The organism is Saccharopolyspora sp. ID03-671, from assembly GCF_045278815.1.
In the GTDB taxonomy this organism is placed as follows: Bacteria; Actinomycetota; Actinomycetes; order Mycobacteriales; family Pseudonocardiaceae; genus Saccharopolyspora; species Saccharopolyspora ipomoeae.
The window spans coordinates 2,615,695-2,628,280 of the sequence record NZ_CP134054.1 but is presented as its reverse complement, the minus strand read 5'-3'; the positions used below and the strand labels follow the sequence as shown (position 1 = coordinate 2,628,280).

The 12,586-nt window shown below is 70.2% G+C and carries 15 protein-coding genes, 1 tRNA gene, 1 pseudogene and 1 riboswitch; of the genes and pseudogenes, 5 read left to right on the top strand and 12 right to left on the bottom strand.

All coding sequences use genetic code 11. The annotated features are described in order from the left end of the window. Positions 1-55: 55 nt before the first annotated feature. From REH65_RS11760 to REH65_RS11725, 8 genes are all read right to left on the bottom strand, one after another. Positions 56-289: a hypothetical protein gene (locus REH65_RS11760; protein WP_406692446.1), complete on the bottom strand. Its 234-nt coding sequence runs from the start codon at positions 287-289 to the stop codon at positions 56-58. A gap of 296 nt (positions 290-585) precedes the next feature. Next, positions 586-900, bottom strand: coding sequence for a hypothetical protein (locus tag REH65_RS11755; RefSeq protein ID WP_406692445.1), 315 nt, complete (start codon positions 898-900; stop codon positions 586-588). 84 nt (positions 901-984) lie between these two features. After that, positions 985-1,305, bottom strand: coding sequence for a hypothetical protein (locus tag REH65_RS11750; protein ID WP_406692444.1), 321 nt, complete (start codon positions 1,303-1,305; stop codon positions 985-987). A 494-nt stretch (positions 1,306-1,799) separates the two neighbouring features. Further along, positions 1,800-1,872: transfer RNA gene (locus REH65_RS11745), tRNA-His, on the bottom strand. Positions 1,873-1,995: 123 nt separating this feature from the next. Beyond that, entirely contained in the window at positions 1,996-2,637 is a 642-nt protein-coding gene (gene orn, locus REH65_RS11740; RefSeq protein WP_406692443.1) for an oligoribonuclease, read from the bottom strand. Between the two features lie 63 nt (positions 2,638-2,700). Further along, positions 2,701-4,338, bottom strand: a complete 1,638-nt coding sequence (locus REH65_RS11735; RefSeq protein ID WP_406692442.1) for an AMP-binding protein — start codon at positions 4,336-4,338, stop codon at positions 2,701-2,703. Between the two features lie 174 nt (positions 4,339-4,512). Continuing rightward, a complete protein-coding gene (locus REH65_RS11730) occupies positions 4,513-4,710 on the bottom strand; it encodes a hypothetical protein (protein ID WP_281457209.1) in 198 nt (65 codons plus the stop codon). 251 nt (positions 4,711-4,961) lie between these two features. Then, entirely contained in the window at positions 4,962-5,702 is a 741-nt protein-coding gene (locus REH65_RS11725; protein WP_281457201.1) for a hypothetical protein, read from the bottom strand. A gap of 174 nt (positions 5,703-5,876) precedes the next feature. Here REH65_RS11725 and REH65_RS11720 point away from each other — a divergent pair, with 174 nt between their 5' ends. From REH65_RS11720 to REH65_RS11705, 4 genes are all read left to right on the top strand, one after another. Continuing rightward, positions 5,877-6,113, top strand: coding sequence for a hypothetical protein (locus REH65_RS11720; RefSeq protein WP_281457200.1), 237 nt, complete (start codon positions 5,877-5,879; stop codon positions 6,111-6,113). 41 nt (positions 6,114-6,154) lie between these two features. Next, a riboswitch (TPP riboswitch) is annotated at positions 6,155-6,249 on the top strand. After that, positions 6,237-7,034, top strand: coding sequence for a bifunctional hydroxymethylpyrimidine kinase/phosphomethylpyrimidine kinase (thiD, locus tag REH65_RS11715; RefSeq protein ID WP_281457199.1), 798 nt, complete (start codon positions 6,237-6,239; stop codon positions 7,032-7,034). (Overlaps the previous riboswitch by 13 nt.) A gap of 102 nt (positions 7,035-7,136) precedes the next feature. Continuing rightward, positions 7,137-7,847, top strand: a complete 711-nt coding sequence (gene tenA, locus REH65_RS11710; RefSeq protein WP_406692441.1) for a thiaminase II — start codon at positions 7,137-7,139, stop codon at positions 7,845-7,847. A gap of 221 nt (positions 7,848-8,068) precedes the next feature. Continuing rightward, positions 8,069-8,329, top strand: coding sequence for a hypothetical protein (locus REH65_RS11705; protein WP_406692440.1), 261 nt, complete (start codon positions 8,069-8,071; stop codon positions 8,327-8,329). Here REH65_RS11705 and REH65_RS11700 read toward each other — a convergent pair. The 4 genes and pseudogenes from REH65_RS11700 to REH65_RS11685 all read right to left on the bottom strand — a co-directional run bounded on the left by REH65_RS11700 (position 8,320) and on the right by REH65_RS11685 (position 10,895). Further along, on the bottom strand, positions 8,320-8,892 hold the full coding sequence (locus REH65_RS11700; protein ID WP_406692439.1) for a hypothetical protein: 573 nt from the start codon (positions 8,890-8,892) through the stop codon (positions 8,320-8,322). The two genes, REH65_RS11705 and REH65_RS11700, sit on opposite strands and share 10 nt — an antisense overlap. A gap of 125 nt (positions 8,893-9,017) precedes the next feature. Continuing rightward, a pseudogene (locus tag REH65_RS11695) lies at positions 9,018-9,455 on the bottom strand (polysaccharide pyruvyl transferase family protein); the annotation flags it as partial. Between the two features lie 80 nt (positions 9,456-9,535). Then, positions 9,536-9,928 (bottom strand): hypothetical protein, encoded by a 393-nt coding sequence (locus REH65_RS11690; protein WP_406692438.1) that lies wholly within the window; start codon positions 9,926-9,928, stop codon positions 9,536-9,538. Between the two features lie 34 nt (positions 9,929-9,962). Next, a complete protein-coding gene (locus REH65_RS11685; protein WP_406692437.1) occupies positions 9,963-10,895 on the bottom strand; it encodes a hypothetical protein in 933 nt (310 codons plus the stop codon). Positions 10,896-11,199: 304 nt separating this feature from the next. Here REH65_RS11685 and REH65_RS11680 point away from each other — a divergent pair, with 304 nt between their 5' ends. Further along, positions 11,200-12,552 carry a GNAT family N-acetyltransferase gene (locus tag REH65_RS11680; RefSeq protein ID WP_406692436.1) on the top strand — a complete coding sequence of 451 codons (1,353 nt, stop codon included), beginning with the start codon at positions 11,200-11,202 and terminating at the stop codon, positions 12,550-12,552. Positions 12,553-12,586 lie beyond the last annotated feature (34 nt).

Genomic DNA, 12,586 nt, shown 5'->3' with positions numbered 1-12,586 from the left:
CCGGGTGGAAGCTCGCCGCGCACGGCGCCGCCGTGCGCCGGAGCGGGCCGTGCCGTCAGTCGTCTCCGTCTTCGCAGGCGATGTAGAGCGGAGTGCCGGGTTCAGCGAAGTCGCAAACGGGGTCGTCGTCGTCTTGGGCGGCGGCGCTCCCGGCCATGCCGAGAACAGCGGCGCCGGCGAGCGTGACGGCAGCGAGTGTGGCGCGAATGCGCATTGCTTCGATTCCCTTCCAGCCGGATTCGAGTTCTTGCGCCGTCCAGAGGTACGGCGTGCGCGGTGCTCCTGCCACTCGGATGCCCGTGTCAGGTGAATCGCTCTCGGCGGTCGCCGCGCCGGCGAGCGGGCCCCGGTGCGAGCGGAGAACGCGGGACGTGAGCCCTGACGACCGGTCCTGGCGGGCCCGGAGGAGGTGCGGGAGCCGTACCTCGCTCGACGAGCTGCTGGAACCCATTCCGCTCCCGGAATCAGACGTGGCAGAACCAAAAAACTCCGGTCGACAGCCCGCTGGGCTATCGACCGGAGTTCTGACCTGCAATTTGGGCCGAGGGACATAGCTCAGGGTGCGGAGACTGCCGCAGGCGTGACTCAGTTGCCTCCGGTGACATTCTGGAGGGCAGCGGAGCTCGCATCGGCGGCGGCAGCAGCGATTGCGTCTGGGACGACGTTGACCATGTCCACAGGATTCGCGGGGTCCGGGGGTTCGGCCGGTGCTGCGGCTGCGGCCGGAGCAAGTGCAATCCCGCCGGCGAGGGCTGCTGCGGCAGCTGCCAGGATCGTGCGCATCATCGTCGATTCCTTCCGCTCGAACGGAAACTTGCCGCGCATGACGCTGCCGTGCGCCGGAGCGGGCCGCAGGACAGCCACCACCAATGGATGTCCCCCGACCAGCGAAGAGATCACGCCGACGGCGGTGGGTGCGAGCAGCGGCAGTTCTCAAGCACCGGGCCTGGCGATCGCCGCCGACCAGCGACGCAAGTGTTCAGCTCACTCCAGCGCTCTGACGCTGTAGCCGATGGGGTTGGGCTCCAGGGTCTGCTGCTCGCCCGGCATCACTTCCTTCACGGGGTCGCCGCTGCAATTGCCACCGAGGAAGACCCCGAGCGGGTCACCGCTGCCGTTGCTGACCTGGTTGAACGTCGGGCTTACGGGGATGCAGCCTTCGTCGAGGCTGTGTTCTTCGTTTGCCCCGAGGTCGTTGGAGAAGTGCACCTCGGCATCATCGGCGTGGGCGGGCAGCGTCAGGGGCAGAGCTAGCGCTCCGGCGGCGGCCAGAGAACCGAGCAGGGACAGCGTGCGGCGAGACATGGCGGCCTCCATACCAGCGAATTCACGAGAAGTAACCGAATCGTGACGCTACGAGTCTGAATCGCGTGATGCAGAACGGGTCGGGTCGGGTGGGACCCCCAACTTCGCCATTCACGCCCACTTCCCCAGGACCACCCGGGGCGCAGCGCATGTAGCGATCCGCTGCAGCAGGGTGAGTGGTCCTGACTCAAGCCATGACGTCGACAAGGTGTTGCTCGGGCAGCTGATCCGTGACCGACCGCGTCTGCGAGGAATACGACACCTTCGGAATAAGGGCACTACGCCGGCTAAGCGCGTCGCTGGGAGCTCGCGCGAAGCCAACTCTGCACTCGCCGGTGCCGCTGCTCGACGAGCTGCTGACGCCCTGTCGGGAGCCGTGATCCGGGAGGTGCGCTCCCATTCCGCTCCCAATATCGGACATCGCAAGGTTAAAAAACTCCGGCCGACTGCCCTTTTGGCAGTCGGCCGGAGTTTTGACCTGCAACTTTCTCTAGGGTGAGTGACGGGAATCGAACCCGCGACACCTGGGACCACAACCCAGTGCTCTACCGACTGAGCTACACCCACCTCGGCCGCTCGGACCGCGCCCTGCCGGGCCCCGTCCGGAGCAACGAGAACCATCCTAGCGTGTGCCCGCGAGGGGTTTTCCACCGGCTCCGGTTTTCGCGTCCGAGCAGCTCAGCGGCAGTCTCAGGACTGCTCGCGGGCCTTGGTGGTCCCGCTGACCCCTTCGTTGTCGCTGAGGAGTTCGGCGGCGACGGCCTGGGCCTGCTCGCTGCTGGGGCCGGGGTGCGGGACGAACGCGGTGCGCCGGTAGTAGGCCAGTTCGCGGATGGATTCGCGGATGTCGGCCAAGGCGCGGTGGGCGAGTCCCTTTTCCGGCTGCGCGTAGTAGATGCGCGGGTACCAGCGCTTGCAGAGCTCCTTGACGGAGGAGACGTCGACCATCCGGTAGTGCAGGTGGGCGTCGAGCTGCGGCATGTCGCGGGCGATGAACCCGCGGTCGGTGGCGATGGAGTTGCCGGCCAGCGGTGCGGAGCGCACGTCGGGCACGTACTGCCGGATGTACTCCAGGACCTGCTGCTCGGCCTCGGCGAGGGTCACCTGGGAGGCGCGGACCTCGTCGGTGAGCCCGGAGCGCGCGTGCATGTCGCGCACGACTTCGGGCATCCCGGCGAGGGCGTCGTCATCGGCGTGGATGACGATGTCGACGCCGTCGCCGAGGATGTTGAGGTCGGCGTCGGTGACCAGGGCGGCGATTTCGATCAACGCGTCCTTGCCGAGCTCCAGCCCGGTCATTTCGCAGTCGATCCACACTAGACGGTCATTCACTCGACGCAGCCTAACTCCCGCGACCCCCGGGCCGCGGGAAGAGTGTCTTGATCGGTACCTCGGCTATTCGTCGAGGTGGGATCGCAGTTCGCGGGGGACGACCTTGCCGGTGGGGTTGCGGGGGAGCTCGTCGAGGAAGATCACATCGCGCGGGACGGCGAACTTCGAGACGCACCCGCGCACGTGGTTGCGGACCTGGTCGGCGTCGAGGGCGCCCTTATCGCGGGGCACGACGAACGCGGCCAGGCGCTGACCGAAGTCGGCGTCGTCGACGCCGATGACGGCGGCCTCGGCCACCTCGTCGAGCCTGGTGATGGCGTCCTCGGTCTCCTTGGGGTAGACGTTCTCTCCGCCGGAGATGATCATGTCGTCCTCGCGGCCCGCGATGAACAGGCGTCCGGATCGGTCGAATCGTCCCAGGTCGCCGGTGGACATGAGGCCGTCGCGGCGTTCCCGGCTGTTGCCGTTGGTGTAGCCGTCGAACAGCATGTCGTTGCCTGCGAAGATCCGCCCGGTCTCGCCTCGGCGGACCGGTTCGCCGTTGTCGTCGAGGATGCGCACCTGCGTGCCGCGCGGCGGCCGCCCGGCCGAGCTCGGGGCGGCGCGCAGGTCGGCGGGCGTGGCGATGCTGACCCACGAGACCTCGGTGGAACCGTAGAGGTTGTAGAGCACCGGGCCGAAGGCGCGCTGGAATCGGGTGGCCAGGTCACCGGGCAGCGCGGAACCGCTGGCGGCGACGATGCGCAGCGACGAGGTGTCGAACCGCTCGCGCTCCTCGGCGGGCAGGTCGAGGATCCGCTGCAGCATCACCGGGACGCCGAACATGGCGCTGACCCGGTGCCGCTGCACGGTCCGCAGCGTGTCGACGGCGTCGAACTTGCGGCGCAGCACCAGCGTCGCGCCGAGCACGGCGGAGAGCTGGAACCCGGCGATCGCCCAGGTGTGGAACAGGGGAGCGCTGAGCAGGACGCGCTCGCCGGCGCGCAGCGGGATGCGGGAGAACACCGCGCCCGCGGGGTTGAGGCTCGGCGGGTCGGGCCGGCGAGCGCCCTTGGGCGTCCCGGTGGTGCCGGAGGTGAGCACGATCAGCCGCGAGTGCCGCGGCGGCCGCGGGAGCTTGGTGGCGGGCTCCGTGGCGATGAGGTGGTCGAGCGTGTGGTGCTCGGTGGGCCCGTCGGCCCACCCGAGGACGACGTCGAGGTCGCTGGGCAGGTCCTGGAGGTGTCCGGCGAACTCCTCGTCGAGGACGAGCAGGCTGACGTTCTGCTCGGCGAGCACGTCGGCGAGCTGGCGGGTGCTGAGCCCGACGTTGAGCAGCACGACGTCGACGCCGAGCTTGGCGGCGGCCACGATGACCTCGACGGGCCCGTGGTGGTTGCGGGTGAGCACGCCGACGCGGGTCCTGGCGGGCACCCGGTCGCGCAGCGCGGCGGCCAGCCGGGTGGTGCGGGTGGCGAGCTCGGCGTAGCTGAGCGCTCCGCGCTCGTCGATCACGGCCGGTCGGTCCGGGTGGCGCGCGGCGCCGACGGCGAAGCCGAGCGGCAGGGTGATGCCCCAACGGCGGTAGGCCAGGGCGATGCGGACCAGCCTGTCGGGCCGCATCGGTCGCACCACACCCTGCTTGACCAGCACGAACAAGGTGTGCAGGGCCGGTGCGGCGTGGTTGGTCAGAAAGCTCGGCAGTCGCCGCAGAAAGCTCACTCGGTCACCCCTCGTCCGCGAAACCTACTCGGGAGTAGATTGTGCCGTGAGTAATCCTCCCGGCCAAGCCCTCCGTGTCGAGTATCCCGATTCCGCGGTCGCGACGTAGGCGGCGCGGCGGGTGAGGGGGGAGCCTCTCCCGCCGCGCCGACCCCCAGTGATCCGGGTCGGGGCCTACTCGGTCCCCGCCGCGGTGACGACCGCGTCGCGCAGGGCCGCGCGCAGACGGCCGACCTCCAGCGGTGAGAGCACCGCCGTCTCCCCGGGCGGTGACACGATCACGACCCGGCCGTGGTTGACGAACACCGACATGTCCTGTCGCCGTCCGGCGACGTCGCGGCAGCTGATGTGCCACTCCTGGTTGGGCCCCACAGTCCCAGCCTCCCTGTGCCGATCCGCCAGATGCGGTGAAGCGGCGCGCTGCGCGCTTCCGGTGTAGGGACGCGCCGGCCCGACGTGCATGACGGCACTGCGGCGAAATCACCTGAAAACGCTGTGAGCCATGTCCGGACCTGCGGTTCCCCGGTCGCGACCCCGGACACGACTCAGGGGCGATCCCACAACGGGAATCGCCCCTGAGCCGGTGCTGTTAGCCGGATACACCCGTCCGGTGTCAGATTTGGTCAGACCGGGCGAACCTTCAGCCCGGCTTCCTCGGCGGAGAGCACGACCGCGCCTTCGAAGTCGGCGATCGGCAGCTCGTCGCGCACCAGGCGGTGCGGTGCGTCGGAGGCCTGGACGCGGATCGTGCCGGTGGTGACCGCCTGCTCGGCCAGGTCCTGGCCGCCGAACTGCACGCTCAGCGCGTCGCCGGAGACCGTCGCGGTCAGCCAGCCGCCCTCGATGACCTGCTCGGAGCCGTCGAAGGACACGGTCAGCCGACCCTCGGCCGGGTTGTCGCCGCGGACCGCGACGTGCGAGAGCGCGACGTCCCGCTTGCCGGACTCCTCGCCGGCCAGCGCGATGACATCCCTGGTGGCCTCCTCGCCCGGCTCGGTGCCGGGCTTGGGGGTCAGCACCGGGGCGCGCAGCTGCGCGGCCAGCCGGTAGGGCTGCCACGAGCCGGCGCCGATCAGGTTGACCACCGCGCTGACCGCCACGTCGGTCAGCAGCCGGTCACTGCCCGGGGCGGGCGTGACCTCGATCGCCGGCACGTCGCGCCGGGACAGCAGTTCGCGCAGCGCTTTGGCGCGCTGACGGCTGTTGCGGTCGAATCCGCGGGTGATCGCCACCGTCCCCGATCCGGCGGCCGCGACGGCGGCCTCGGTCAGGTCCGCTAGCGGCGCCCAGATCTGCGCCGGGTCCTGAGCAGGACGCTGCCGGCGCGAGCGGGCGAAGCCTGGGGCATCGGTCGTGGTTTCCATCGCCCTCCACTTTAGTCTTCGACGAAGGGTGACCTTGCCTTCCGGTGGGGGCTTTCACGGTGTGAAATCGATCGCGATCGCACTGCTCCATCGGGGTGGCTTTTCCTGCGGGTGGGCTCATCCGCTGCGGCATTCGCCGCATCCTGACCGCTCGGCGAGGCGGGGGGCCGCGAGATGACCGAGTTGCACCTGCCGGGCGCGCGGCCCGGCCCGGACCGGTGGGTGGTCGTGCGGTGGCTGGTGCCGGACGGCAGCCGGGTGCGGGCGGGTCAGCCGCTGGCCGAGCTGCGTCCGGCCGACTCCGACGGCCCCGGGATCAGGGTGCGGGCGCTGGCCACCGGCACGGCGTGGCACCAGGTGCGGGCGGGCGAGGTGCTCAGCGTCGGCCAGGTGCTCGGGTTGATCGACTGAACCGCGCGGGGCCGGGGCTTGCCCTCGGTTGTTAGGTTGGTGCCAGTGACGCGGGGTGCCCCGGCCAGGGGCTGAGAACAGACCCGTTGAACCTGACCTAGCTCGTACTAGCGGAGGGACGTCATGGCCCCCAACGTGCTGACCATCGCCGGGACCGATCCGAGCGGCGGTGCCGGTATCCAGGCCGACCTCAAGGCCTTCTCCGCCAACGGCGCCTACGGCATGTCGGTGATCACCGCGCTGGTCGCGCAGACCACGACCGGGGTGAGCCGGGTGCAGGAGGTGCCGCCGGACTTCATCACCGACCAGCTGGTGACGCTGCTCGACGACGTCCGGGTGGACGCGGTCAAGATCGGCATGCTGGCCAACGCCGAGGTCATCCGCGCCGTCGCGGCCGTGCTGGAGCGCTACGCGCCGCGGTTCGTGGTGCTCGACCCGGTCATGGTCGCCAAGAGCGGCGACCGGCTGCTGGCGCCGGAGGCCGTCGGCGCGCTGCGCGACGTGCTGCTGCCGCGGGTGGACCTGATCACGCCGAACCTGCCGGAAGCGGCCGACCTGCTCGGCGAGTCCGAGATCGGCAGCCCCGACGAGATGCCGGCGCAGGCCGAGCGGCTGGCGGGCCTGGGCGCCAAGCAGGTGCTGCTCAAGGGCGGTCACCTGGACGGGGAGACCAGCGTCGACCTGCTCCACGGCGACGGGCTGGCCGAGTTCCTCAGCAGCGAGCGGGTGGCCACCACCAACGATCACGGCACCGGCTGCACGCTCTCGGCGGCGATCGCGGCGCTGCGCCCGCAGCGCGCGGATTGGCTGGAGGCCGTTCGCGAGGCCAAGCAGTACCTCACCGACGCGCTGCGCGCCTCGGAGCGCCTCGACGTGGGCCGCGGTCACGGTCCGGTGCACCACTTCCACCGCTGGTGGTGACAGTTTTAGCCATAATTGACCGGACATTTCGGACTTCGATCATGGACAGTTCTGGCTAGAACTGTCCGACTCCCGGACCCACCGATCTCTGCGAGGGTTTTCATGAGCACCTTGCCCGCACCGCCTGCCGGGGGTTTCTGCGCTGAGGCGTGGGACCGGACCGCCGGACTCCAGAAGGCGATCGAGGAGCACCCGTTCAACGTCGCGCTCGCCGACGGCAGCCTGCAGCGGGACGTCTTCGCCTTCTACATCGTCCAGGACGCCCGCTACCTGGTCGGCTTCGCGCAGGCGCTGTCGGCCGCGGCGGCCCGTGCCGACGACGCCGCGGACGCGGCGTTCCTGGCCGGTGCCGCGCAGGGCGCGCTGATCGAGGAGCGCCGGCTGCACGCCGGCTACGTCGCCGAGTTCGGGCTGACCGACGAGGAGATCGCCGGGATCGACACCTCGCCGACGTGCCTGGGCTACACGTCCTACCTGCGGGCCTGCGCGCTGACCGAGTCCTACCCGGTGCTGCTGGCGGCGATCCTGCCGTGCTTCTGGGTCTACCAGCACGTCGGCAGCACGATCCTCGACGCGACCGGCGCCATCGACGGTCACCCGTACAAGGCGTGGATCACCACCTACGCCGACGACGAGTTCGCCGAGGCGGTGCTGTCCGCGCGCGAGCTCACCGACAAGGTCGCGGCGCGCGCCGACGAGGCGACGCGGGAGCAGATGTTCGCCGCGTTCGCCCGCGCGACCGAGTACGAGTGGCTGTTCTGGAACAGCGCGTGGATCAAGGAGACCTGGCCGACCGCGAAATTCCTTGCCTGACAAGGAATTCGCATCTCAGTTACGCTGACGGCGGCTCATCGCGAGCGGTGGGCCGTCACCCTCTTCGGATAACACCAAAGCGTGATTCATGTTGTGATGCAGGTCACGATCTTGTGGTGTTAACGAAGCGCCCAGCACAGCGACATCCAGGGCGAAACCCCTGCTCGAGCTGGGCATTCAGGGGGCGGTCGTTCTTCAGGCGTGGATGGAGTCCCGGGGCAGTGAGTTCTCTTCTGATCGTGTTCATCGGCATGTCGGTCCCGATCCTGGCCGCCGCGCCGTTCTACATCGCCGACCGCCGGAACCAGACCGAATCCGACGAGCCCGAGAAGGCCGAGCTCGGGCCCGAGATCACCGAGGCGCCCCGGATCTGGCCGGATCCCGAGGAAGGTCCGGCGTGCGAGATCCCGGAGGCCCGCACGCCGGAGGACGCGCCCGTCCACGCGGCTCACGCCGAGCCGGACCGGGTCGCTCAGCCGTAGATGGTCCTGGCCAGCGCCGACTTGCGCTGCTGCAGCTCGCGCAGCGCGGCGGTGCTGAACCCGCCCCCGCTCGGACTCGCCGGGATCTCCAGGCCCTCGCTCAGCTGCCAGCCCGAACCGCGCTCGATCAGCGACCGGTGCTTGTTGGTGTAGTAGCCGGAGTTGATCGACACCGCGACGCCGCTCGCCCCGGCCGCGGCGGCCAGCAGGTGCAGGTGGAACCGGGTCGACAGCCACCGCTGCCCGGGCTTGGCGGGCAGGCCCTCGCGCATGATCTCGTCGAAGGCGTGGAACCGGGCTCCGGGCAGGTCGTGCTCGACGAGCGCGAAGACCTCCCGGTCGGCGCGCGGGATGCCCTCCACGAACGCCACCTGCTCGGGGTCGACCTTCCACTCGCGCAGCGTGTCGAGCAGGAAACCGGCCAGCGCCGGGACCGTCTCGTCCAGCAGGTCCGACTGCATGCAGACCATGACCTCGCGGACGTCGTCGTCCTCGGTGCGGAACAGGCCGGGCTCGACGCCGAAGAACATGTCGTCGCCGGTGGTGGAGGCGTTGACCAGCATCGCCGCCGACGGCTCGTCGCGGACGTCGACGACCTCGAACTGGTCGGCCAGGCTGCGCAGCAGCGGTTCTCCCCCGTCCGCGACGGGGAGAGGCCCTGGCCGGTCATCACCGCGCGGCCGCCGGAGCGGTGCGCGGCCGCGGCGGTGGCCGCGAGCAGGCCGATGTGGCGGGGCCAGATGCCGTTGATGAAGCCGCCGCCGATCACGTGGAACAGGTCCATCTGCCTGACCAGCTCGATGCCGGCGACCCAGCGCGGCGCCAGTCCGGGGTTGTGGATCGCGTGCTGCACGAACGCCGCCACGGCCCACGGCTCGTCCTCGGGGGCCTCCCAGCACAACCGCCAGAACGTGTCGGTGAAGCGCACGTTGGGGTGCAGGTCGGAGAGCATCACCGAGCTGGGCCCGGGGTTGGGGCAGTCGATCCAGATCTCGCTGCGCGGAGCGACCTTCGCCAGGTGCTTGAGCCACGCCGCGGCGATCAGCTCGTCGCCGTAGTTGGGGTGACCGGTGGTGGCGACGAGGTATATCCGGTGCGGGGTGTTCACCAAGGAGGCTCCAGCCATCGGTTGCGCGGTTCGTTCACGAACCTAGCAACCGGTGGGACACCCGTACCATCTTCGCACCGCACGGACTCGCGGCCGGCTCAGCCGGTCTTGCTGATCTCCGAGCGCAGGCGCTCCAGGCGGCGCTTGGAGCGGTTGAACTTGGCCTGGTAGCGGGCCTCGAAGATGTCGGTCGGGATCTCCGGCATCTCCATCGGCTCGGGCGCGCGCGGCTGCGGCGCGATCGCCTCGTCGATCTTCACCGGCTGGGTGGGCTCGCCCTCGCGGTCGGTCTTCTCGCCCTCGGAGGACGCCTCGGCCGTCGCGGTCTCCTCGCCCGGAGCCGCGGCGGCGCCCAGCGCGTGCTTGCCGCGCGGGGCCGCCTCCGGCTGCTGGGACGCTTCCGCCTTGCGGTTCGCGCGGTGGAGCAGTGGCCAGAACACCAGCGTGGCCACCGCGAGACCGCACACGAACATCAGAAACAGCATTTCCACCAGCCGCCTCCGGGGTCAGCTCTGCCGAGCGCTGTCAGTTCTGCCGCGCACCGGGAGCCTGGGCGGCTCCGTTGGTGGTGTGCTGCGGCTCGATCGGGATCGTGTAGGTCTGCACGTCATCGCGCTGCTCGGGCAGCGTGACGTGCTGGAGCCGGTGCTCGTCGGGCTCCACCGGCCCGTCGGTCTCGACGGGGCCGTCGGTCGTGCTGCGCAGGTTCGCGGCGGACTCGTCGAGGACGCGCTTGGCGCCGTCCATCGCCTGCAGCACCGAGGAGCGCAGCTCCTCCAGCCGCATCCGCTCGACGCGGATCTCCTCGAGGGCTTCGAGCCGCATCTGCTCCGACTCGGCGTCCCACTGCCCGCACTGCTTGCGGGTCTCGGCGATCAGCGAGTCGGACTCCTCCTGGGCGTCGGTGACGACCTTCTTGTACTCGTTGCGGATCTCCTGCCGCATCCGGTACTCGCGGCTGCGCTGCTCGCTGAGCTTCTGCTCGTGCTCGCGCTGCAGCTTGGCGCGCCGCGACTCGACGTCGGAGACGAGCTCGTTGCACTCGTCGCGGAGCTCGGAGGCGGCCTGCTCGGCTTCGCTGATCAGCGCGCGGGCCTCGGTCTCCGCCGTGCCGCGGATGATCTCGGCCTGGCGCTTGGCCTGATCGCGCAGGGTCTGCACCTCGTCCTCGGCGATCGCGAGCATGTTCTGCACTCGCTGCGAGGCGGCCGGCAGGCCGGTGTCGGAGGATTCGATGCTCTTGAGGCGCTGCTCGGCCTGATCCAGGCTGCGGCGGGTGTCGTCGCAGAGCTTGCGCAGGTCGTTGTTGAGCCGGACCGCTTCGTTGCGATCGATGGTGACCATGCGCAGCTGGTCTTCCAGGAGCTCGATGTGCTCGATGACCTGGTGGCGGCTGAAACCGCGGACCTGGATGTCGAAACCCGGCCGGAGCGGCACGACTGCGTCGGCGTCATCCATGGGTGATCTCCTCTCCGGACGGTAGGCCCATTCGATGCTTCGGAGAGTAGGGCGGATGTTCGGGCAACGCCCAGCGAGACACAACGATCATCACCGGATCAGGTGTTGATCAATCGTGTTGGCCGGCTTGCCGCGTCCGGAGATGTTGGCACCGATCTGTCCACAGTGCACGCCGGAATCGGGGTGATCGGCTCGCCCGGCCGTTGCCGCCGCGCGGCGATCGCCGGTGACGCTCTATCGCCCGATCAAGTGCTTAGGTTAGGCTCCGCTTACAAAGATGTTCACAGATGGAGGGGAGCGCGGCGTGTCTCACGGAGCCGACCTGGTCGGGCGACAGCACCAACGGGCCTCGGTGCTGCTGCGGCGTTGGCTGGCCGAGACGCACACGCCGGTCGCCGAAGGTCCGCTGCGGCTGACCATCGGATCGCTGTCGCTGCACGTGGACGTCGTCTACGACTCCCCGACGGGTGCGCACGGGTTCGGTTCGATCGGTGTGCTCGACGCCGAGGGCCGGACGCTGGTCTCGGCGGACCCGGCGCTGCTGGCCGCCGCCTGCTCGGCCGACGCGCGGGCGCGCTCGCGCGCCGAGTCGCCGATCAACCGGCCGGAGTCCGGCACGCTCGTCGACTGGCTGCTGGACGCCCTGCCGCGTCGCGAGGTGGATCCGCTGCCGCTGCGCGATGACCTGGTGGCCGTGGGCCGTCAGCTGTCCAACGCCGCCGAAGCCCAGCGCTGGCTGACCCGGCACGTCGAGGAGCGGCTGCTGCCGGAGGTGCTCGCGTTCGACGGCACCGACCGGGGTGGGCTCACCGCGCGGCTGCTCAGCCGGGGCGTGCTGGTCGTCATCGGCCTGCTGGGCCGGCGCGGCGTGGTGCACGAGGAGTACCTGCTGGCCGAGCTGGCCAAGCGGCTCGGCGGGATCGCCGAGCAGCACTCGCAGGTCGCCGAGCTGGTCGAGCACTGGCTGACCAGCCCGACCCTGACCGATCTCGCCGCGCTCAACGGCTCGCAGCTGCGGTACCGCGACGAGACGGGTGCGGTGCGGGTGCGGCCGGTTCCCTTCGAGCACCGCAACCCGCTGCGGCTCGACCCGCCCGCTGACGTGCCCGGGGTGCCGCTGCCGGAGCTGGGCGAGGGCTGGTCGCTGCGACCGGTGGCGATCACCGGCGAGGACGGCGGTGCGGACGTCGCGCTGGTGCACCGCTGGATGAACCGCGAGCACGTCGCGGTCAACTGGAACCAGGACTGGCCGCTGGAGCGGTGGCGCGACGAGCTCGCCACCCAGCTGGCCGGGGAGCACTCGGTGCCGTGCGTGGTGGCGCGCGACGGGCGCGACATCGGCTACCTGGAGCTCTACCGGGTGCAGCGGGACAAGCTGGCGCGCTGCTACTCGCACGCGCCGCACGACCTCGGCGCGCACATCGCGATCGGCGAGCCGGACGCGATCGGCAAGGGCGTGGGCTCGGAGCTGCTCGGCGCGGTCGCGCGGGGCCTGCTCGCGGCGGACCCGGCGTGCCGGAACGTCGTCGCCGAACCGAATGTCCACAATGGAGCGTCGGTGGGCGCGTTCGGCAAGGCGGGCTTCGCGCAGGCGGCCGAGGTCGGTTTGCCGAACAAGAACTCCGCGTTGATGGTGTTCGCACGCCCGGGTGAGTAGCCCCACGTCAGGCGGTCCGGTGTGCGGGTGTACT